Raw genomic sequence first — 20,693 nt, forward strand, 5'->3', positions numbered from 1 at the left:
TCATGTGCAGTTCCAGGATCTGGATTGTTCTCATGTGAGAACAACGTTCTGTGTACCGTAATCCATGGCGCAGGAGCACGTCAACGACTTGCAAAGCCCGTTCTCTGAGCAGTCACAGGGCATCGACGAGCTCCCGCAGCCGGGCGATGTCGGCCAGCGGCCGCGGGCCCACCGGGTCGATCTGCAGGGTCGTCACGCCGGCGTCGACGTAGGCGCGCAGCCGCGCCCTCAGGTAGTCCTCGTCCCCGATCAGTGAGGTGCCCTCCAGCAGTCCCGCGGGGACCGCGGCCGCGGCCTCGGGCTTGCGCCCGGCCAGGTACAGCTCCTGGACCCGGTCGGCCTCGTCCGCGAATCCGTACGCCGAGGCGACCGCGTGGTAGTAGTTCGCGCCACGAGCGCCCATACCGCCGACGTACAGCGCCAGCCGCTCCCGTCCCAGGTCACGCAGCGGCCACGGGGCATCGGTGATCGCGAACGGCCCGCCGGCCGAGACCTGCAGTGGCCCGAGCGCCGGGTCCCGCCGTTCCCGGCCGCGCGCCAGCGGCTCCGCCCAGACCCGGTCGGCGAGTTCGGGGACATAGACGAACGGGATCCACCCCTCGGCGATCTCGGCGGTCAGTTCCACGCTGCGGGGTCCGAGCGCCGCCAGGTAGATCGGGATCCGGTCGCGCACCGGTCGCTCGATCAGGGTCAGCGGTTTGCCCAGGCCGCTGCCGCCGCGCCCCTTCGGCAGCGGCAGCGGATACAGGTCGCCGTCGTGGGACAACGGTTCGCGGCGCCACACCCGGCGGCACACCGCGACGATCTCACGGGTGCGGGCCGGCGACCGGTCGAAGCGGACACCGTGCCAGCCCTCGATCACCTGTGGTCCCGAGGCGCCGAGGCCGAGCCGGAACCGTCCCTGGCTGACCCGGTCGAGCCCGGCCGCCGTCATCGCCAGCAGCGCCGGGGTGCGGGAGTAGATCGGCAGGATCTGGCTGGCCAGTTCGACCCGGCTCGTGTGCGCCGCCAGGAACCCCAGCAGGCTGACACAGTCCATGCTGTAGGCCTCCGGTACGGCGAGCACGTCGACGCCGGCCCGTTCCATCGCGATCGCCGTCTCCAGCAGCCGCGGCAGCTCGCCGCCGAGCGGCAGCACCACCGACAGCCTCAGCGGCCCGCTCATCGCAGCGCGGATCGGCCGAGGAGGTGCTTGCCCATCTGCAGAACCTGGATCTGCGAGGTGCCCTCCGGGATCGTCGCCTCACGAGCGTCGCGGAAGTACCGCTCGACGGGGAACTCCTCCATCAGGCCGGCGCCGCCGTGCACCTGCAGCGCCAGCGTCGCGCTGCGTCCGGCGGTCTCGCCGCAGTAGTACTTCGCCATCGAGCACTCGAAGCGCCCGTCCCCGCCGGCGTCGAGCACGCGGGCGGCGTCGTACCCGAGGAGCCGGGCGGTCTGGGTGCCGACGGCGATGTCGACCACCATCTGCTGGACCAGTTGGAACTCGGCCAGGCTCTTGCCGAACTGGCTGCGCTCCCGGCTGAACTTGACCGCCGCCTCCAAGCACGCCTGGGAGAGGCCGACCGCGCCCATCGCCATGTTCAGCCGCCCCTGGTTGACCGCGGCCATCGCGAGCCCGAACCCGGAGCCGGGCTCACCGAGCAGGTTCTCGGCGGGGATCCGGACATCGTCGAAGACGAGCTCGCAGCTGGTGGTGCTGCGCACCGGCATGTGCGCGATGTCGTGGACGTCGTACGGCGACTCGGCCGCGTCGACCAGGAACGCCGAGACCCCGCGGTCGGTGCCGTCCTCGTCGAGCTGGCGCGCCAGCAGAATCCCGAATTCGGAATGCAGCGCGTTGGTGATGTAGATCTTGCGGCCGTTGAGCACGAACGAGTCGCCCTCGCGGCGGCCGGTGCTGCGCAGCGCGCCGGCGTCGGAGCCGGCCTCCGCCTCGGTGAGCGCGAACCAGCCGAACCGGGACGCGGCCAGCATCGGATCCAGGAAGCGGGCGCGCTGCGCGGCGGTGCCGACCCGGCTGAGCAGCATCGCGACCATGCCCTGGACGTTCACCGTGGTCCGCAGCGAGCCCCAGCAGCGACCGGCTTCCTCCATGAGGATGGCCTGCACCATCGCGCTCACCTGGTCGCCGCCGTGCTCACGGGCGACCGCGCCGCGGACGTACCCGAACTCGTAGAGCTCCCCGAGCAGGTCCCAAGGGAACTCGCGGCGCTTCTCGTACTCCGCGACGAGCGGTGCGATCTTGGTGTCGAGGTAGCGGCGCAACGCCTGCTGGAGGTCCCGCTCCTCGGTGTTCAACACAATTGACATCCGGCGTCCTTGCTCTAATGTGTTCACCAGTAAGAACATAGAACAATATACAGAACAGCCTTGTCGAGAGGGTCTGCATGAGCGCCACAGCTGTCATCGTCGATGCGGTACGCACCCCGATCGGACGCCGCAACGGCTCCCTGGCGGGCGTCCACCCGGTGGACCTGACCGCGCACGTGCTGACCGAGATCCTCGAGCGCAACGGTCTCGACCCGGCCCACGTCGACGACGTCGTCTGGGGCTGCGTCACCCAGATCGGCGCCCAGTCGAGCAACGTCGGCCGCCTCGGCGCGCTCGCCGCCGGCTGGCCGGAGACGGTTCCGGGGACCACCGTCGACCGCGCGTGCGGCTCCAGCCAGCAGGCACTCCACTTCGCGGCCGCCGCCGTGGTCTCCGGACAGCAGGACGTCGTGATCGCCGGCGGCGTCGAGTCGATGTCGACGGTACCGATCGGATCCGCGCGCGCGGTCGGCAACCCGTACGGGCCGCGGGTACGGGCCCGCTACGGCACCGACACCTTCAGCCAGGGCCTCGGCGCGGAGACCATCGCCCAGCGCTGGAGCCTGAGCCGGAACGAGCTCGACGAGCTCTCCCTCCGCTCGCACGAGCGGGCCGCCGCCGCCACCGACGTCGGCGCCTTCAAGGACCAGCTCGCGGTGGTCGACCTCCCCGAGGGCTCTCTCGCCGTCGACGAGGGCATCCGCCGGGACACCTCAGCGGAGAAGCTCGCCGGCCTCAAGCCGGCCTTCCGCGACGACGGCGTCGTCACGGCCGGCAACGCCTCGCAGATCTCCGACGGCGCCGCGGCGCTGCTGATCATGACCGACCGCAAGGCGGCCGAGCTCGGACTGCGCCCGCTGGCCGCGTTCCGGCACGGCGTGGTCATCGGCGACGACCCGGTCACCATGCTCACCGCGCCGATCCCCGCCACCCGGAAGCTGCTCGCCCGCGCCGGTCTCGGCATCGGCGACATCGACGCGTTCGAGGTGAACGAGGCGTTCGCCTCGGTGGTCGCCGCCTGGCAGCGGGAGACCGGCGCCGACCCGGCCCGGGTCAATCCGCTCGGCGGCGCCATCGCGGTCGGGCACCCGCTCGGCGGGTCCGGCGCCATCCTGATGACCCGCCTCGTGCACCACCTCCGCGACCGCGACCTCCGCTTCGGTCTGCAGACCATGTGCGAGGCCGGCGGGATGGCCAACGCCACGCTCGTCGAGCGCTGGTCATGAGCGGCGTCGTGGCCGGACCCACGGGCGCGTCGCCGGTCGTGGTAGGCGCGCCCAGAACATCAGAGCGCTCACCTGCGGCGGTTACCGACCCGGAGTTCCGCCGGATGGCTTACTCCCAGAACTGATTAGGACACAGTGTGAAGATCGAGTCGTCCACCATCGTCGTCACCGGGGCCGCCTCCGGTCTCGGGCGGGCCACCGCCGATCTGCTGCTCACCCGCGGCGCCAACGTGGTCGGGACCGACCTGCGCCCGCAGGAGGCGGACGCGACCGCGATCCCGTTCGTCAAGGCCGACATCACCGATGAGACGGCCATGACCGCGGTCTTCGACGCCGCACAGGAGCGCTACGGTGCCGTGCACGGGGTGGTCCACTGCGCCGGGCGCGGCGGCGACCGGGTACGGATCCTCGACCGCGGCGGACAGCCCGGCTCGCTGGAGTCGTTCGGCGACGTCGTGCGTACCAACCTCATCGGCACCTACAACGTGCTCCGGCTGGCCGCGCAGCGCCTCAGCCGCAACGACCTCGTCGACGGCGAGAGGGGGGCGATCGTGCTGACCGCCTCGGTGGCCGCTTTCGACGGCCAGATCGGACAGACGTCGTACTCGGCGTCCAAGGCCGGCGTGCACGGGATGGTGCTGGTGGCCGCCCGTGACCTGGCCTCCCACGGGGTCCGGGTCAACGCGATCGCGCCCGGCATCTTCGACACGCCCATGCTGGCTCGGCTGCCGGAGTCGACCCGCGCCGCACTGTCCGCGACGGTGCCCTACCCCAAGCGGCTGGGCGACCCGGCCGAGTACGCCGAGCTCGCCCTCCAGCTCCTCTCCAACGGCTACCTCAACGGGGAGACGATCCGGCTCGACGGCGCGATCCGGATGGCACCGCGCTGACCCGGACGAGACCGAACCGACGACGAGGCGCGACCGATACGGTCGCGCCTCGTCGCCGGTTCGGTCGCCGGTTCGGTCGCCGGTTCGGTCGCCGGTTCGGTCGCCGGTTCGGTCGCCGGTTCGGTCGCCGGTTCGGCTCGGCTCAGGCGGCCGGTACCAGCCTGACCTGCCGAGCGAACCTCTCGGCCTCGGTGGCCAGCTGCGCGACCCGCTGGCCGAGCCAGGACAGTGGGCCCTCGAGCGAAAAGCCGATCGCGCCGTAGGTCTGGTGCGCCTGGTAGACCGCCTGCCGGGAGGAGCGCGCCGCGGCGCGCAGCGCGGCGTGCACGTCGATCTCGGCCGCACGCGGGTCGTCGGCGTCGTCGAGCGCGTCGGCCGCCCGGCGCGTCAGCAGCGTCGCCGCCCGCACCTGCGCGTCGACCTCGGCCAGCGGGTGGGCGACCGCCGTGAAGTCGCCGATCCGGGTCCGGAACTGGGTGCGCTGTCCGGCGTAGGCGACGACATCGGACAGCACGCGCTGGCCCGCGCCCGCCAGATAGGCGGCCAGACCGAGCCGGGCCAGCAGCGCCGTACGCGGCCCGACCAGCACCTCGGGGCTCGCGGGTACGAGCTCTGCGGCGACGACCGGCTCGTGGCCGAGCGAGACCCAGTCCTCGCGCACCTCGCCGAGCGCCACCGGCCGGACCCGCCAGCCGTCCTCGTCGTACCGGCCCAGCTCGAAGATCCGGTCGGCGCTCGCGCCCCACGGCATCGCGGTCGCGGTGCCGGCGGTCAGCACCAGCGCGCCGGCCATCGCCGCCTCGGCGTCCTCGGCCGGCAGCGCGTCCAGGGTCAGCAGGGTCTGCCACCACGGGCCCGGGCAGCCGCCCTGGCCGAGCGCGTCGCCGGCCGCGACCACGTCCAGGGCGCCGGCACCGAGGTCGGGCGCGGTGAGCCCCAGCGCCCCCGCCTCGGCGATCGCGGTCCATCGGTTCCGGGGGAAGATCGGCCTCGGCTCGGGTTCGGGCAGCTCGGACAGGATGCGCGCCAACGTGCGCTGGAAATCGCGCTGTTCCTGGGAGTAGGGCCAGTCAGTGCTCATCGAGCCACCTCTTCAGCGTGAGCTTGTCGATTTTCATCGCCGTGGTCAGCGGCATCGCGTCGCGGACGACGATCCGCTTGGGCACCTTGTACCCGGCCAGCCGTTCCCGGCAGTGGCGGTCCAGGTCGCCGACCAGAGCGCCGGTGGACCCTGCCGCGGGAACCACCACCGCCTCGACCCGCTCGCCCCAGCCGGGATCGGAAACGCCGACGACGGCGGCCTGCGCCACGTCCGGGTGCTCGCACAGCACCCGCTCCACCTCGATGGGGAAGACGTTCTCGCCGCCGGTGATGATCAGCTCCTTGAGCCGGCCGCGCAGTTCGATGCTGCCGTCCGGGGCGCGGGCGGCCAGGTCGCCCGAGCGCACTCCCTCCTCCGGCACCGGCTGCGGTACCCCGTCGATGAGGTAGCCCGCCATCTGCCACGGCGCGCGCACCACCAGCTCACCGACCTCGCCTGCCGCGACCGGCTCACCGGCTGCGGAGACGATCCGCAGCTCGGCGCCGGGAACCGGCCAGCCGATCCCGCTCATCCTCCCTCCGTTCTCCCAGGAACGCAGCCGCGCCACCGCGCCGAATTCGGTGGCGCCGTAGCCGGTGATCAGGGTGGCGTGGCCGAAGCCGCGGCCGAGCCGCTCGGGCAGGTCGGGCTCGGAGGCGGTCGAGCCGAAGAGCACGGTGCGGATGTGTCCGGTACGGGACGAGTCGAACGCGGGATGGTCGAGTATCCGGTTGAGCGCGGTCGGAGGGCCGAACAGCCGGTTCGCCCGGCCCGTGAGAAGCAGGTCCACCGCCCGGCCGGCGTCGAAGCGCGGCTCGACCACCAGACCGCCTCCGACGTACAGCGTCGAGAGCGCGCAGGTGGCGAGCGCGATGTGGAAGAACGGCGCGAAGAACAGCTCGGTGTCGGTCCGGCGCGCTTCGAGGGCGAGCGCGCTGCAGGCCAGGTAGTCGGCGAGCCCGGCCGTCGACCAGACCGCGCCGCGAGGCGTCCCCGTCGTCCCGCCGGTCCCGAAGACGATTGTCGGCGCGTCGCCGGGCGTCCGGTGGTGCTGCCAGGACGCGGCCGCGCCGACGAGCTCGCCACTCAGGTACGACGGCACCCGCGTCTGCGGGCGATGTCCGTCGCCGACCACGATCGCGGACGGCCGGACCGCGTCCAGGTACCGCGCGAGCTCGGCAGGTGCGAGCTTGACGTTCAGCGGCGCCGCGGTCGCGCCGCCGGCCATGATCCCGATCAGGACCGCGAGGTGCTCGGCTCCCGGGTCCATCGCGGTCCCCACCCGGTCGCCGGGCCCGATGCCGCGGTCCGCCAGCGCGCCGCCGATCTGGTGCGCGCGCCGCCACAAATCCGCCCAGCTCCACGCGGTCGCCGGGTCGGTGACCGCGGGCGCCTGCGGGGTCTGCAGCGCATGCCGACGCACCACCTCCACGAACGAGCCGGTCATCGGCCACCGAGCCCGAACTCGGCGCGCGCCAGCACGCCGCGCATGATCTCCGACGTACCGCCGGCCAGGGTTTCCATCATCGACTCGCGCCACAGGAAGGCCAGGTCGTCCTCGCGGCGGGTGGCCTCCAGGTAGCCGAGCTCCAGCGCGGCCCGTGCGATCTCCTGGGTCGCCCGCGAACCCACCAGCTTCACGCGCGCGGCCTCCGCGGTGCAGTCGGCGCCTTCCAGGGTGCGCGCCAGCGCCTCGGCGGCCAGCACCTCGACGGCCTGGACGTCGACCGCGAGTTGCTCGATCCGGTCCCGCAGAAGCGGGTCGTCGAGGACGTCCTGCTCCCGCGCCCAGCCCACCAGGCTCTCCAGGTCGCGGCGGACCCGGCCGGGCAGCACCATCAGGTGACGTTCGACCGCCAGCGCCTCCCGGATCAGCCTCCAGGCCTGACCCTCCTCACCGACCCGGTCGGTCACCGGCACGACCACGTCGTCGAGGAAGACCTCGTTGAGGCGGTGCCCGTCGATGGTCTCGATCGGCCTGATGTCGACGCCGACGGCTCGCAGGTCGAGGACGAGCAGCGTGTGCGGGTCGCCGTCGGCCACCCCGTCGGCCCGGCACAGCAGCCAGAGGTAGTCGGAGTGGTGGGCGTCGGAGGTCCAGCGCTTCTCCCCGGTGACCCGGTAGACGCCACCGTCGCGGACCGCCCGGGTACGCACCCCGCGCAGGTCCGAGCCTGCCTCCGGCTCGGAGTAGCCGAGCGCGAAGGAGATGTCGCCGAGCGCGATGCCGGGGAGGAAGCGCGCCTTCTGGTCCGCGGTGCCGTGCACGACGAGAGTCTTGGCGACGATGCCGGCGGCGAGATCGGGGCGCGCGGCGCGGGCGTAGGCGAGCTCGTCCCAGAGCGCGAACTCGTGGGCGAGCGTCTCCGGGGCGGCGCCGTCCTCACCGGGCCAGCCCAGCGAGAGCCAGCCGCGCCGGCCGAGCTCACGGTAGAGCGCCCGCGTCGGGCCGCCTCGGCCGTGAAAGAACTGACGTGGGTCGAGACCGTCGCCGATCTCGCCCAGCAGTGCCCGGACCTCGGCCCGGAACGCGTCGACGTCGGCGAGCTCAGCGGTCATGACCCCACCGTCCACCGCGCCGGCCGCTTCTCGGCGAAGGCACGGGCGCCCTCGAGAAAGTCGGGGTGCGACCAGTGCCGCTGAGCCAGGCGCCAGGCATCCTCCGCGGCGTCGTGGGGCCGACGGCCCAGCGAGTCCCAAAGCAGAGCGCGGGACAACTCGACGGCGCGCGGCGAGTTCGCGGCGATGCAGGAGGCCACGTGCAGCGCGGTCGACTCCAGGTCGGCGGCGGGGACCACCTCCTCGACCAGTCCGAGCGCGTGCGCCCGGGCCGCGTCGAGCCGGAAGGAGGAGCCCTGGAGGGTCATCCGCATCGCGGTCCCGAAGGGCAGCCGATGGGTCAGGCCGATGTTCTCGACCGCCCCGACCTGGCCGACACTGACATGGGTGTCCAGGAAGGCGGCGTGCTCGGCGGCGATCACCACGTCGGCGTCGACGACGAAGTGCAGGCCGCCTCCGGCCGCGATGCCGTTGACCGCGCAGATCACCGGCTTGCGGACGCCGCTTGCCAGGGGCGACCAGACGATCGGCTCCTGCGCGGCGGCCGCGGACGGGACCTCACCGGTCTCGGCGATCTCCTTGACGTCGGCGCCGGTGCAGAAGTGCCGGTCGCCCGCGCCGGTCACCACCACGGCGCGGAGCTCGTCGTCCTCGTTGACGCGCGCCCAGATGCGCGCCATCGGCTCGCGCATCCGGCGGCTCAGGGCGTTGCCGACCTCGGGCCGGTCGAGCCGGACGACGAGAACGCGGTCAATGACCGAAACGTCGAACCCGGCGTACTCCACGGCGCCGCCGCGGTCGGAGTGTGAAGGGAGAGTCATCACGCACTCATTCACTATGGAGAACCGTATTCTTTATAGTGTACGAGCGCCTGGCTATCGGGGTCAAGGACGCGCGGGTGCCCGGAAGACCGCGCGGGCGGCGCAGAGCGCGTCGACCTCGTCCTCGCCCAGACCCAGCTCCGCGAGCAGCTCGGCGGTGTCCGCCGCCTGCCCGCACCGGGGCCGGGCGACCGCGGGACTCGCCGAGAGCCGCGGCGCGGGCGCCGGCTGCGGCACGCCGTCCCAGTCGACGAAGACGCCGCGCACGGCGAGCTCGGGGTCGGCGACCGCCTCGTCCGGCGTGGAGACCGCGGTCACGCAGGCGTCGCTCCCGCGAAACCGCTCCACCCATTCGGCCCGGGTCCGAGAGGCGAAGATCTCTGCCAGCGCGGCCCGCTGCCCGGCCCAGCAGGACCGGTCGTGCTGCGGCCACTGGGCCGGCTCGAGGCCGAGTCCGTCCAGCAGCGCGCGGTAGAAGGCGGGCTCGATCGCGCCCACCGCGACGTACCGGCCGTCGGCCGTGCGGTAGGTGCGGTAAAAGGGAGCGGCCCCGTCCAGCAGGTTGGCGCCGCGCTCCGGGCGCCAGGCGCCGGAGCCGAGCATGGCGTGGATCATCGTGGTCAGGGACGCCGCGCCGTCCACCATCGCGCAGTCGATCACCTGACCCCGCCCGGTCCGCTCGCGCTGCATGAGCGCCGCGAGCACGCCGAGCGCGAGGTAGGCGCCACCGCCGCCGAAGTCGGCCACGAGGTTCAGCGGGACCGCGGGCGGTCGGTCGGGGTCGCCGATCGGGTGCAGCGCCCCGGAACGCGCGATGTAGTTGATGTCGTGTCCGACGGTCTGGGCCAGCGGTCCGTCCTGCCCCCAGCCGGTCGCCCGGCCGTAGATCAGCCGCGGATTGACCGCATGCAGATCCGCCGGCCCCAGGCGCAGGCGCTCCATCGCCCCCGGGCGCATCCCCTCGAGGAGGACGTCCGCGGAGGCCGCGAGCCGGGCCGCGATCGCGCATCCCTCCGGGTGTTTCAGATCGATCCCGATCGAGCGCTGGCCACGGGTGCGCGGGTCGTCGGCCGGCGCGGTGTCGATCACCCCGGCGGCTCCGGCGCGGTCGATCCGGATCACCTCGGCACCCAGGTCCGCGAGCAGCATCGCCGCGAACGGTACCGGGCCGAGCGCCGCGGGGAAGACCACGCGGATGCCGGTGAGAGCCTGCTCTCCGGCCTGAGGGAAGTACGCCGGGGGTGGGGTCAAGCCGGTGCCTATCTACTCAGCTGCCGCGACTGCGCGTTGGCCTCGCCGATCCGGTCGCAGACCTGGCGCAGCTCGACGCCGTACTCGGCAGCGGTGTCGTCGTCGATGAGATTGGAGAAGCCCACGGCGGCCACCACCAGGGTGACCCGCCCGTCGGCGTCGAAGATCGGGGCCGCGACCGTGGAGATGCCCAGCGCGTATCCCTCGTGGTCGACCGCCCACCCGCGTTCGCGGACCAGGTCCAGCTCCTGCCGGAACGCCGCGACGTCGGTGAGGCTCTTGGGGGTGAACGCCTGCAGTCCGTGCCGCAGGATCACCTCCAGCGAGGCAGGGTCCTCGTAGGCGAGGAAGGCGCGACCGAACGAGCCGCCCTGGATCGGGATCCGCTCGCCCGGCTGGAGGGTGATCCGGACCCGGTTGGGACGCTCCAGCTTGTCCAGCAGCGAGATCTCCTCGGTGCTCACCCGCCGGTAGATCACGATGGTGGCCATCAGCCTCTCCAGCAGCTCGCCGAGGTAGCGGCGCGCCAGGGAGAGCTCGCCGAACTGGCTGCTCGCCGCCGCGCCCAGCTCGAGCAGGGCCGGGCCGAGCCGGTAGGTGCGCATCCGCTCGTCGTAGTCGACCGCCTCGAGGGCGGTGAGAGTGCGGAGGATGTAGAAGACCGTGCTCTTGTTGATGCCGGTCTTCTCGACGATGTCCGCGAGCACCGAGGGGCCGCCCTGCGCCAAGGCGCTGAGCACCGTGAAGGCGCGCGTCACCGCGGGTGCCCGGTCCTTGTCATCGGTCATGGATCTCGTCCTTTCGGAGCCGCGCGGTCGGCATCGTTTCAGAAACGCGCGATCTTACTCGGCAAATGATTTCAGAAACGCGCCACCTTACTCGAAGGAATCAGAGATTGCGGTCGCCGGCGAGCAGACGGCCGGCGACGAGTCGGCGCAGGATCTCCGCGGACCCGTCGGCGATCTGGACGGTGCGGACCATCTGCCATGCCTCGGCCATCCCCACCTCGGTGGTGATCCCCATGCCGCCAAGGGTCTGCATCGCCCGGTCGATCGTCCGGGTCGCCATCTCGGTGGAGAGGATCTTGCACATCGCCGACTCCTTGAGGGCGCCCTCGCCGGCGTCGATCCGGGTGGCGGTGTCGAGGCCGAGGACGTGCGCGGCGTGCACGTACGTCGCGGACTCGGCCAGCGGGAACATCACCCCCTGGTGCTCGGCGAGCACCTTCCCGAAGGAGCGCCGCTCGGCGGCGTAGTCGAGCGCCTGGTCGAGTGCCCAGCGCGCCAGGCCGACGGACTTGGCGCAGTTGTACATCCGGCCCAGGCTGATCCCGCCCAGGCCGATGCCGGCAGCCCGGCCCTCCTCGCCGACGAGGAGCTCGGCCCCGACGTGGACGTCATCGAGCGAGATGATCGCGTGGTTGCCGCCGCTTTCGCCGTACAGGCCGATGACGCTGTCCACCCGGAGCCCGGGCGCGTCCATGTCGACGAGAAAGGCCGAGAGGCCGCCGCTGCGCTCGGCCAGCGCGGCCGGGTCGGTCACCGCGAAGACCAGGCCGTAGTCCGCGTAGGGACCGTTCGTCGTCCACTGCTTGGTGCCGGTCAGGCGCCACCCGCCGGACGGATCGGGAACCGCCCTGGTCCGCATCGACCACGCATCGGAACCCGCCTCGGGCTCCGACATCATGAAGCACATCGTCTTCTCGCCGGACATCAGGCCCGGCAGCACCCGATCGCGAACGTCTGCGGAGACCAGCCCGAAGACGAAGCTCGGACCGGTCGCCCAATGCGCCAGCGCCTCGTGGGCGAGCCAGCGGTGCGGCCCGCTGAGCCGGTAGATCAGCTCCCAGGCGGCGTACGTCGTGACCGCGCCCTGGCCACCGCCGCCGAGCTCCTCGGGCACGTTCATCGTGAAGAAGCCGGCCTCCGCGGACGCGGTACGGACCCGGCGGCGGCACTCCTCGACCTGAGCGACGTGCCGACCGCTGTCGTCGTAGCGGCCGCGCGGTTCGTTGAGCACGGCAGCATGCTTCTCGTGCAGCGGGAAGACCTCTGCTTGGAGGAAGCCTTCCAGGCCACTCAGGATCGCGGACGTCTCCTCGGACAACCTGGTCGTCGACATTCCATCCTCCATTGAACATTGTTCTTGATGTAGAATAACACGCCAGCCAGCCTGGGACGTCCGAGGAGGACACATGGAGAAGGAAACGGGTGGTGCCGTCCTAGTGGACGCGCACGACGGAATCCTCACGATCACACTGAACCGGCCCGAGAAGCGCAACGCGGTCAACCGCGCGGTCGCCGAGGGCGTCTCCGCGGCGCTGGACCGGCTGGAGGAGGACGACGCGCTGCGGGTCGGCGTGATCACCGGTGCCGGCGGCACGTTCTGCGCCGGACTCGACCTGGACGCGTTCACCCACGGTGAGGTCGCCCGCTCGGCGACCCGTGGGTTCGCCGGCATCGTGGAGCGGCCGCCGACGAAGCCGCTGATCGCGGCCGTGGAAGGCTGGGCGCTCGGCGGCGGCTTCGAGATCCTGCTCTGCTGCGACCTCCTGGTCGCCTCCTCGACCGCCGTCCTCGGCCTGCCCGAGGTCAAGCGCGGACTGGTCGCCCGCGGCGGCGGAGCACTCCGCCTTCTCCACCACCTGCCACGCAGCCGCGCCCTGGAACTGCTGCTCACCGGCGACCCGATCACCGCCGAGGATGCACACGCCTACGGACTGGTGAACCGGCTGGCCGAGCCGGGCCAGACGCTGCGGGTCGCCCAGGACCTCGCGCGCACCATCTCGGCGAACGCCCCGATGGCCGTGTCCGCGGCAAAGCAGATCATCGCCGAGGCGCCCCGCTGGCAGCCCGACGAGGCGTTCCGCCGCCAGGGCGAGATCCTCGCGCCGGTCTTCGACTCCGCCGACGCACGCGAGGGCGCGCTCGCGTTCAAGGAGAAGCGCGTCCCGGTCTGGCAAGGCCGATAGGAATCAATCTCACACCCACTCGTCGACCGCGGCTACGCACGCGGCAGCCGCCGGGCCGCGGTCGAGGCGTTCATCGCCGTCCAGCCGGCAGGGCCGGGCACCGACGCCGCGGCGGCGAGCACGGCCGTCGCCGCCCAGATCCGCGACCAGGACGTCACCATCGCCGAGGACGGCAGCACGGTCTTGGCCCGGGGCGTGGCCAAGGACCGGCGCATCGGCGCCGCGGACACCGACATGCGCCACGGCCGCAAATCCCGCGCGGTACGTTTCGACGGCTACAAACGGCACGTGCTGACCGATCTGGACACCGGCCTGATCGCCGCGGTCGGCATCACCCCCGCCAATGTGCCCGAGGCAGCGGTCACCGACGCTATCACCGCCGATCTCGCCGCTCAGCAGGCCACGATGTCGTCGGCCATCGAGCCCCCCAGGCGCCGCGTCACACAACGGTGCAGGGCGGAGGCATGCCGGTCGAACAGCACCGAGAAAGCAGCGGGATCATGCCGGGCACGCTTGATCACCTCCGCGTCGTCCAGATCTGTCTCCGCACCCAAGCGTGAACTCCGTTTCCTCGGTCCGGTCCCCCCCTTTCACCCGATGCCACGAATCGAGTTCTCCAAGCCTCCGTTTCATGGACCTGACCGCGGAGTTCATCGCACCACCGGAGTTCACCGTGCCACCGGAGTTCACCGTGCCACCGGAGTTCATCGCACCACCGGAGTTCACCGTGCCGCACGGCGCCGTCCGCGTCCGCCGGCGCCGATCCAGCGCGCTCTCCTCCGCCGCGGACCGTTCTTTCCGCTGACATGCGCGCCATATGCCAAAATGATCACGCCTCCCAGAGGCATGAATCGGTCTATCCGGATTGCCGAAAAGGCGCTCAGCGCCATCAGGAGGGGATGTCGGTTGTCCGTGACGGACCTGGAGCTTGCCGGCGAGCTTCGCGAGCTTGCCGATCACCCCCACCTGGCGGCCCGTCAGGACCAGCTACGTGACCTCGCAGACGCGGTCACCGATCCCGACACGGCCGGACACTGGTGCGAGGTCGATCTGTTCGCCGCCTTCGCCCCCGATGACACCATCCTCGTGGACGGGGAACCGGCGGGAACCACGTCCTCGCCGAGGAGACCGGGGTGGCGACGAGGGCTCAGCGGCGCCATCGGTCCCGCCCTCGTCTTCGTACCGATCTTCATCACCTGGCTCGGCCTGATGATGGCCACCGGCGCCTACGGCGACGTCCTTGAGGCCGGCGGCCTGAACGCGGCCCGACGGCCCTTCCTGGAGATGTGGCAGCAGGGCTTCGACGGCAGGTTGCCGGGGTTCTTCGAGTTCGACAACATCGCGCTCTGCACCCTCGCGGCCATCTTCTGCCTCATCTGCTGGACCGTGTTCGAGAACATCACGCGGAACACCAGGGAGGACGCCGCGGAGCGGACGCTGCGTGCCCTCCGCGTCCGGCTTCGCGGGGCGTTGACCGAGGCGAGCCTGGTACTCGGCAAGGTCCGCCTCTCCTCACCGGAGCGGTTCGGGGCCGAGCTCAACAAGGCGGCGGCCGACATCGGCTTCGTCGGGACCACGGCGCGCAAGGTGCACACCGAGTTGGTCGAGGCGCTCACCCTGACCCTGGAGGCCACCCGCAAGACCACGGACGCGCTGGCCGGCAGCGCGATCGACGTGCGCGACGCCGTCGAGCATCTGGGCGGGCACCTGGCGGCCGTCAACAGCACCTGTGACGACCTCGCCGCGGCGGTGGCCCGGTTCTCGGCCGTGATCGACATCGCGGGCTCCACGGCCGGCCGGGCCGTCACCGATGCCGGTGACCAGTTGTCGACGACCATCTCCCGGACCACCCTCGACATGCGCCAGGCGTTCAACGACGAACTCGTACGGTCCATGAAGTCGGTTCAGGGCAGCGTCTCCGGCCTGAACCTCCGGATCAACGAGCTGGTCGGCGTGACGGCGGGCATCGGCCATGCCGTCGACCGCGCGGCCATCTCGATCGATTCGGTCGGCTCGTCGACGGAGAAGGCGGTCGACCTGCTCGGCGCGCGGGTCACCGACAGCATCGCGGGCACGGCCAGGGAGTTTCACCGGACCTTCGAGGGCACCGGTACGGAGATCCGGGAGGCCCTTGAAAGCTGGTCCGCCGCCACCGGGATCCACGCCTCCCGGATCGACACCACCATCGAGACGGTCGCCCTGCTGGAGCAGACGCGGGAGGCGCTCGACCGGCTTCCCACCGCGCTCGCGAGCGTGCTGGCCGACCTGCCTTCGAGGGAGCTCGCAGAACGCGAGGTGACCGACTCGGAGCAGGCGAGTACCCGGCTGCGGCTTCCGGCCGACGGCCTCTGGGCTCTCGCCCCGGCCGGCGGTCCCGGCAAGGACGGGAAGAACGACAAGGGCAGAGGCAACGGCGAGGGCCCCAACGGCGGCGGGGACAGCGGAGGCGGGGACAGCGGAGGCGGCCGGGCCGACGGCGGCGACAACGACCAGGCCAACGGCAACGGCAACGGCAACGGCAACGGCAACGGCAACAACGAAGCAGACGACAGCGGTGACGACGAGCCGGACTCACGCCAGAGAGCTCGGACCCCGCAGTGACCGCCCGCCGAAGAACCTCCAGCACGACCCTGATGGCCGGTTGGCTCTTCGCCGACCTGCTGCTCGGACTCACGATCATCATGCTGGGAGCGCAGGCACCACCCCCCTCACCCACCGACCTCGTGACGGACACCGCTCGGCTCCAACCGGACCCCTTCCAGTCCCTGCCTGCCCCCGCCCGGCCCCCGGCCAAAGAGCCCCCGGCCGAAGGGCTACCGGCCGAAGAGCCCCTGGCCGAAAAGCCTTCAGCCGAGAAGCCTCCGGAGAAGAAGGCCCCGGAGAAGAAGGCCCCGGAGCAAGAGAGCTCGGAGAAGAAAACCCCGGAGAAGGAAACCTCGGAGAGAGAACACCAGCCCGAGGAGCCCTCGGAGAAGAAGAGCCCGGCCAAGAAGGAACCTGGGGAAAAGAGTCCCGCCAGACCCGCCCCCTCGGCTTCTCCCTGCACCGGCCTGATCGGAGGCGTCCGGGCGAAACCGGTCACGCTCTCGTTCCGGGTCACCCCCGGTGCCGGTGACGGCGTACTGACCGCACAGGTCCGCCAAGAGTTGCGCAGGTACCGGGACAACCTGGCCGGACGGCGCGTCGGCATGGTCCTGACCTTCGGCTCCGACTCCGACGGCGGCGCCAGAGGCGGCGTTCAACTGGCCACCCGGGTCAACACGGCCATCCGCGAGACGTACCCGCGCATCTTCGGAACGGCCGTGACCCGGAACTTCCACGACCTCTCCGCCCCTAACGGGTCGATCTCCATGGAGATCTACTTCGTCACCCACGGCTGCGCCCCCACGTCCCCGAACCCGGGGTCACCCGATTAGGGCGTGTTCGGGGTTCAGATCATGAGGTTGTGGATTCTCCTGCACGGCACCGTACGCCCCCTCGGCCGGTCACCGTCACCACCGGCGACCTCACCCACGCCGGCGCCTCCGGCCCCCGCTCCTGCTGAACGGTCAGGTGGCCGTACCTGGACAGGACCGCGGCCAGGTCTCCGGGCTTGCCGCGGAACCGGCCGCCTCCGCCGGCCACCGGGGCGTCGGGCACCGAGTGCGTGCGGGCGCGCGCCGGCTCGTCGAACATGAAGCCCGGAATGCCGAGGTAGTCGGCCTCGCCGCGGGCGACGAGCCGCGCCTCCTGCGCCGTACGGCCGAGGTAGCGGGGTTTGCGGCTCAGGGCCACGCCGGCGACAACGCCACCCGGGTGGTGATCGCCCACCGGCTCTCCACGGTGGTGGCCGCCGACCGCATCGTGGTCATGGACGAGGGACGCATCGTCCAGCAGGGCACCTACAACGAGCTGCCGGCCGTGCAGGACGGCCTCTTCGCCCGGCCGGCCACCCGCCCCAGCTCTCCTGATCACCCCCGGGCGCGGCCGTCCGCGTCCGGGCGGTTCTCAGGTGTCGAGCCGGCGGGTGGCCTGGTCAGCCACCGACCAGCGGAACGAGTTTGATGAACGACACAACCGGGTCACAGGTCAGATCGACCGTCTCCGACAGGTCGTCGATCTGCCGCTCCCCGATCAGCAGCACGAACCCGTTGCGCTGGAACGCCCGCTCGGCGGTGTCCGCCTGCCGTTCCCAGTCGATCCGCCGCTTCGCGCCCATCCGGTAGCCGTTCAACTCCACCTCGGCGTCCTCGGGACGGACCAGGCCGTTGAACCGGGCGGCGGGGGCCTCGTTGTACCGGGCGACCTCCTCGCGGACCCTGAGCCGGACCAGTTCCCGCGCCGAGATGCTCTCCGGCAGGTCGGGGAGGGTGAACTCCTCTTTCGGCTTTCCCGCCGCGGTCTCATCTCTGAAGGTGACCGTTGCCATCTAATAGCTCCACAAATCATCGGAATCACTGCGACGGCCATCAATAGCATTTAAATCCGACAGAACCCATCACACCGAACCGCCGTCACCTATTTGCGACCATTCCGGCGGGCGACCCGAGAGGCGCGGCCGACCCACCGCCATGATCTGCTGGGCGGCGTCCGCGCGGTTGAAGGTACGGTCACGGCCAGCTGGGTGGCGTTCGGTCTTCGCGACCTCGACGCGTACGGTTGGAACGCACGCGTCAGATACCCGCCGACGAGGAGCGAGAGAACTTCGGTGAATGAAGAGCTACCGCCCGAGTTGCTGAACAGCGATCCGGAGGGCTACGCCTGGCAGGTCTGGCACGATCGTACTCCGAAGCTGGTAGCGAAGATCAAGGACACGAATTCGTACGGGTCCGAGCAGCGTGACGCCCTCGACGCGTTGCTCACCGAGATCTTCTCCGGGGTGATGGAGCCGCTCGGCGCGCGGGCCCATGATCGGAAGGTGTGGGCGGTCTGGGGTGCCGACCACTTCGGAAAACCATGGTTGGAAGCCCCTTTCCTCTGGTCGGAGTCGTACTTCTACCGGCGGGTGCTTGAGGCGGTCGGATTCTTCGAGCCGGGACCGTGGCAAGGAGTGGATCCGTTCGCCCCTCTCAAGCGTGCCGAGCCGGCATCCCTCGACGACCTTGAGCGGCCGGCGGCCGGCGCGTCCGGTCGGGCAAAGCTGCTGGCCGCGCTCTGGGGCAACCGCGCCGACCTGAGTTTCAAAATGGGCACCCTCGCCGAATCATCGAGTGCCGAGCTGGTCTGCGACGACAGCGCGAAGGTGTGGAACGCGCTCTCTCCCGGGGCCGAGGTCGTGGTGGTGGCCGACAACAGCGGGCGCGAACTGCTCGCGGATCTGATTCTCATCGACCACCTCCTGGAACACGGGCACGCCTCCTCGGTCGCTCTCCATCTGAAGCCGTACCCCTACTACGTCTCCGACGCGACCACCGCCGACCTCGCCGACACGCTGGCCCGCCTGGCCGAAACAGACGGCGCGTCCTTCCACCGACTCCGGAAGGCGACCGCGGACGGGAGACTCTCGCCCTACGTCCACGACTTCTACTGCGCGCCCTGGTCCTTCCGTCGTCTCCCCACCGACCTCGCGGTTCTGTTCGAGCGGGCGTCACTGACCATCATGAAGGGCGATCTCAACTACCGGCGGCTGGTGGGCGACCGGTCATGGCCGCCCACCACCCCGTTCGCCGACACGGTCGCGTACTTTCCCGGCCCGGTCGCCGCGCTCCGCACCCTCAAATCCGACGTGGCCGTCGGCATCCCCCCGGCAACCCTGAAAAACCTCGACGCGGACACCCCGGACTGGCGCGTCACCGGCGGCTACGGGCTCCTCCAGGCCGACCTCCGGGAAAGGGTGCCTGGGAGCGGTTCCTGACGTTGTTCTCGACCCGGTCCTCGACATTCCCGCCGTCCATCGTCACGGCCCTGAGCAGTTCCTGATGGCCTCGACAGATGTCGTTGTACTGCGCCTCGTCACCCCGGTCCGCCGGGCGGGCATCGACGGCACACGAGAGGTCCCCGAGCACCCACCGATCCTTACCCAACCTGAGCCGTCAGACTTATCAGCCACGGCGAGTGATCTTCGCGCTCCGGCGTCTCATCCCGATCACATGGATTTGTCGGGGGCAGCTGATAGACGTGCGTTGGAAGTCATCCCGTCGCCGAGAGGAAACGCACTGTGAACTGGACCCTGGAAGTGGTGGTCGTGCCGGTCTCCGACGTGGACCGCGCCAAGGCCTTCTACGCCGAGCGACTCGGCTTCACCGTGGACCACGACACCAAGGTCGGCGACGACGTTCACGTCGTCCAGCTGACCCCTCCGGGCTCTGGCTGCTCGATCGTGGTGGGGAAGGGGCTCACGGACATGGCGCCGGGCTCGCTCCGAGGGCTGCAACTGGTCGTCTCGGATCTCCACGCGGCGCGTGCCCAGCTCGTCGAGCGAGGGGTGGAGGTCAGCGAGATCCAGGTCCTTGGCAAGAGCCCGAATCCCGAACCTGACCCCCTGGACAACGTCGGATTCGTCTTCTTCAACGACCCGGACGGCAACAGCTGGGCCGTACAGCAGATATCCGCCCGAGGCTAGGAGATCCCGTCGGAATCCCCAGGCGTGCCGAGTCCGCCCGGACATCGACGGCCCGGCACCGGGCAGCCCTCTTCTACGGCGGTCCGGCCTGGAAGGCGAACCGGGATCGGGCCAACGCGACGATGATCGACTCCGATGACATGCTGCTGTTGCGCGCGAGACCCGCGGGGCTGCCCGTCCTCCCCTGGTAGCGTTCGCGAACAGGTGTGTCCGCATGTCGTTCACACGGACCAGCCGGGTGGAACAGGACCTACGATGAGCCCCGAGTCGACGCCGCGCCAGGCGATCGCCGAGCACATGATCGAGATTCCCGCCGGGAGCATCTTCCTGCGGGACGAGGGCACGAAGGCGATCTGGAAGGTCGAGGTCGGCGCCTTTGAGCTGGCGCCGTATCCGGTGACCCGCGAGCTGTACCGCACCGTTCGAGGTGAGGTGCCCGCGAGTTCGGCGGGGCCGCGGACGCCGGTGACCGAGGTCTCCTGGATGGATGCCGTCCGGTTCTGCAACCTGCTCTCTCAGGCGACGGGGCTCGGCCCCTGCTACTTGATGGGTGACAACCCCGACGGTCAGGACGTGGTCTGCGACCGGGAAGCCGACGGCTATCGCCTCCCGTCCGAGGCGGAGTGGGAGTACGCGTGCCGGGCCGGGACCTCCGGCGTGCGCTACGGGGAGCTGGACAAGATCGCCTGGCACCGCGGGAACTCCGGCGGCGAGGTGCACGACGTCGCGACCAGGGCGCCGAACGCGTGGGGCCTGTACGACATGATCGGCAACGTGTGGGAGTGGTGCTGGGACGTCTACGATCCCGAGGTCTACGGCCCGTACCGGGTGTTCCGGGGCGGAGGTCTGTACGATCACCCCCGGGGATGCCGAGCGTCGTGCCGCCGCAAGAGTCACCCGACCTTCCGCATCGACGACCTGGGGTTCCGGCTCGCCCGATCGCGGTGAGTGGGCGCCCCTCTCGCCGTCCATATCCTGAGGACAGGGCTTGCCCTTTGTGACGCCGCAGCGGCTTAACGAGAAGCCGCTGCCTTCGGGGA

At 70.9% G+C, this 20,693-nt stretch carries 23 protein-coding genes and 1 pseudogene; 11 read left to right on the forward strand and 13 right to left on the reverse strand.

The annotated features are described in order from the left end of the window. Positions 1–112: 112 nt before the first annotated feature. Together OG884_RS07825 and OG884_RS07830 are read right to left on the reverse strand one after the other, a co-directional pair. Positions 113–1,153, reverse strand: coding sequence for an LLM class F420-dependent oxidoreductase (locus tag OG884_RS07825; protein WP_442811717.1), 1,041 nt, complete (start codon positions 1,151–1,153; stop codon positions 113–115). Between the two features lie 8 nt (positions 1,154–1,161). Beyond that, complete coding sequence (locus tag OG884_RS07830) at positions 1,162–2,313, reverse strand: acyl-CoA dehydrogenase family protein (RefSeq protein ID WP_326643619.1); 1,152 nt, start codon at positions 2,311–2,313, stop codon at positions 1,162–1,164. A 77-nt stretch (positions 2,314–2,390) separates the two neighbouring features. Between OG884_RS07830 and OG884_RS07835 the strand changes: the two genes are divergently transcribed. After that, entirely contained in the window at positions 2,391–3,539 is a 1,149-nt protein-coding gene (locus OG884_RS07835) for a thiolase family protein (protein ID WP_326643622.1), read from the forward strand. A 137-nt stretch (positions 3,540–3,676) separates the two neighbouring features. After that, positions 3,677–4,429, forward strand: a complete 753-nt coding sequence (locus OG884_RS07840) for an SDR family oxidoreductase (protein ID WP_326643623.1) — start codon at positions 3,677–3,679, stop codon at positions 4,427–4,429. 142 nt (positions 4,430–4,571) lie between these two features. Here OG884_RS07840 and OG884_RS07845 read toward each other — a convergent pair whose 3' ends face one another. The 7 genes from OG884_RS07845 to OG884_RS07875 all read right to left on the reverse strand — a co-directional run bounded on the left by OG884_RS07845 (position 4,572) and on the right by OG884_RS07875 (position 12,262). Then, positions 4,572–5,510 (reverse strand): acyl-CoA dehydrogenase family protein, encoded by a 939-nt coding sequence (locus tag OG884_RS07845; RefSeq protein ID WP_326643625.1) that lies wholly within the window; start codon positions 5,508–5,510, stop codon positions 4,572–4,574. Beyond that, positions 5,500–6,957, reverse strand: a complete 1,458-nt coding sequence (locus OG884_RS07850; protein WP_326643626.1) for a class I adenylate-forming enzyme family protein — start codon at positions 6,955–6,957, stop codon at positions 5,500–5,502. Before OG884_RS07850 ends, OG884_RS07845 begins: the two co-directional genes overlap by 11 nt. Then, positions 6,954–8,069 (reverse strand): acyl-CoA dehydrogenase family protein, encoded by a 1,116-nt coding sequence (locus OG884_RS07855; protein WP_326643628.1) that lies wholly within the window; start codon positions 8,067–8,069, stop codon positions 6,954–6,956. The genes OG884_RS07850 and OG884_RS07855 overlap by 4 nt, the downstream gene beginning before the upstream one ends. Beyond that, positions 8,066–8,890 (reverse strand): enoyl-CoA hydratase/isomerase family protein, encoded by an 825-nt coding sequence (locus OG884_RS07860; protein ID WP_326643629.1) that lies wholly within the window; start codon positions 8,888–8,890, stop codon positions 8,066–8,068. The genes OG884_RS07855 and OG884_RS07860 overlap by 4 nt, the downstream gene beginning before the upstream one ends. Before the next feature lie 63 nt (positions 8,891–8,953). Beyond that, positions 8,954–10,141, reverse strand: a complete 1,188-nt coding sequence (locus OG884_RS07865) for a CaiB/BaiF CoA transferase family protein (RefSeq protein ID WP_326643630.1) — start codon at positions 10,139–10,141, stop codon at positions 8,954–8,956. A gap of 8 nt (positions 10,142–10,149) precedes the next feature. Next, on the reverse strand, positions 10,150–10,929 hold the full coding sequence (locus tag OG884_RS07870) for an IclR family transcriptional regulator (protein ID WP_326643632.1): 780 nt from the start codon (positions 10,927–10,929) through the stop codon (positions 10,150–10,152). A gap of 100 nt (positions 10,930–11,029) precedes the next feature. Continuing rightward, a complete protein-coding gene (locus OG884_RS07875; RefSeq protein WP_326643634.1) occupies positions 11,030–12,262 on the reverse strand; it encodes an acyl-CoA dehydrogenase family protein in 1,233 nt (410 codons plus the stop codon). Positions 12,263–12,335: 73 nt separating this feature from the next. Between OG884_RS07875 and OG884_RS07880 the strand changes: the two genes are divergently transcribed. After that, positions 12,336–13,112: a crotonase/enoyl-CoA hydratase family protein gene (locus OG884_RS07880; RefSeq protein ID WP_326643636.1), complete on the forward strand. Its 777-nt coding sequence runs from the start codon at positions 12,336–12,338 to the stop codon at positions 13,110–13,112. Between the two features lie 32 nt (positions 13,113–13,144). Here the strand turns inward: OG884_RS07880 and OG884_RS07885 are convergent, their stop codons facing one another. Then, complete coding sequence (locus tag OG884_RS07885; RefSeq protein WP_326643638.1) at positions 13,145–13,342, reverse strand: hypothetical protein; 198 nt, start codon at positions 13,340–13,342, stop codon at positions 13,145–13,147. On the opposite strand from OG884_RS07885, the pseudogene OG884_RS37430 reads away from it, so the two are divergent. Further along, positions 13,308–13,436: pseudogene (locus OG884_RS37430) on the forward strand (hypothetical protein); the annotation flags it as partial. The gene OG884_RS07885 and the pseudogene OG884_RS37430 overlap by 35 nt on opposite strands. Before the next feature lie 68 nt (positions 13,437–13,504). On the opposite strand, the gene OG884_RS07895 reads toward OG884_RS37430, so the two are convergent. Continuing rightward, positions 13,505–13,666, reverse strand: coding sequence for a hypothetical protein (locus tag OG884_RS07895; RefSeq protein WP_326643639.1), 162 nt, complete (start codon positions 13,664–13,666; stop codon positions 13,505–13,507). 77 nt (positions 13,667–13,743) lie between these two features. On the opposite strand from OG884_RS07895, the gene OG884_RS07900 reads away from it, so the two are divergent. The 3 genes from OG884_RS07900 (at position 13,744) to OG884_RS07910 (ending at position 16,528) form a co-directional block, all read left to right on the forward strand. Beyond that, a complete protein-coding gene (locus OG884_RS07900; RefSeq protein ID WP_326643641.1) occupies positions 13,744–13,917 on the forward strand; it encodes a hypothetical protein in 174 nt (57 codons plus the stop codon). 101 nt (positions 13,918–14,018) lie between these two features. Further along, complete coding sequence (locus OG884_RS07905; protein ID WP_326643643.1) at positions 14,019–15,713, forward strand: hypothetical protein; 1,695 nt, start codon at positions 14,019–14,021, stop codon at positions 15,711–15,713. A 32-nt stretch (positions 15,714–15,745) separates the two neighbouring features. After that, positions 15,746–16,528, forward strand: coding sequence for a hypothetical protein (locus OG884_RS07910; RefSeq protein WP_326643645.1), 783 nt, complete (start codon positions 15,746–15,748; stop codon positions 16,526–16,528). A gap of 19 nt (positions 16,529–16,547) precedes the next feature. On the opposite strand, the gene OG884_RS07915 is transcribed toward OG884_RS07910, so the two are convergent. After that, positions 16,548–16,922 (reverse strand): hypothetical protein, encoded by a 375-nt coding sequence (locus tag OG884_RS07915; RefSeq protein WP_326643647.1) that lies wholly within the window; start codon positions 16,920–16,922, stop codon positions 16,548–16,550. Here OG884_RS07915 and OG884_RS07920 point away from each other — a divergent pair. Next, positions 16,908–17,156, forward strand: a complete 249-nt coding sequence (locus tag OG884_RS07920) for a hypothetical protein (protein WP_326643649.1) — start codon at positions 16,908–16,910, stop codon at positions 17,154–17,156. The two genes, OG884_RS07915 and OG884_RS07920, sit on opposite strands and share 15 nt — an antisense overlap. Here the strand turns inward: OG884_RS07920 and OG884_RS07925 are convergent. Then, on the reverse strand, positions 17,128–17,520 hold the full coding sequence (locus tag OG884_RS07925) for a hypothetical protein (RefSeq protein ID WP_326643651.1): 393 nt from the start codon (positions 17,518–17,520) through the stop codon (positions 17,128–17,130). The two genes, OG884_RS07920 and OG884_RS07925, sit on opposite strands and share 29 nt — an antisense overlap. A 279-nt stretch (positions 17,521–17,799) precedes the next feature. Between OG884_RS07925 and OG884_RS07930 the strand changes: the two genes are divergently transcribed. From OG884_RS07930 to OG884_RS07940, 3 genes are all read left to right on the forward strand, one after another. Continuing rightward, complete coding sequence (locus tag OG884_RS07930) at positions 17,800–18,945, forward strand: damage-control phosphatase ARMT1 family protein (protein WP_326643653.1); 1,146 nt, start codon at positions 17,800–17,802, stop codon at positions 18,943–18,945. Positions 18,946–19,248: 303 nt separating this feature from the next. Next, positions 19,249–19,653: a VOC family protein gene (locus OG884_RS07935; protein ID WP_326643655.1), complete on the forward strand. Its 405-nt coding sequence runs from the start codon at positions 19,249–19,251 to the stop codon at positions 19,651–19,653. A 255-nt stretch (positions 19,654–19,908) separates the two neighbouring features. Further along, positions 19,909–20,601 carry a formylglycine-generating enzyme family protein gene (locus OG884_RS07940; RefSeq protein WP_326643657.1) on the forward strand — a complete coding sequence of 231 codons (693 nt, stop codon included), beginning with the start codon at positions 19,909–19,911 and terminating at the stop codon, positions 20,599–20,601. Positions 20,602–20,693 lie beyond the last annotated feature (92 nt).

It is taken from the genome of Streptosporangium sp. NBC_01755, from assembly GCF_035917995.1.
GTDB lineage: Bacteria > Actinomycetota > Actinomycetes > Streptosporangiales > Streptosporangiaceae > Streptosporangium.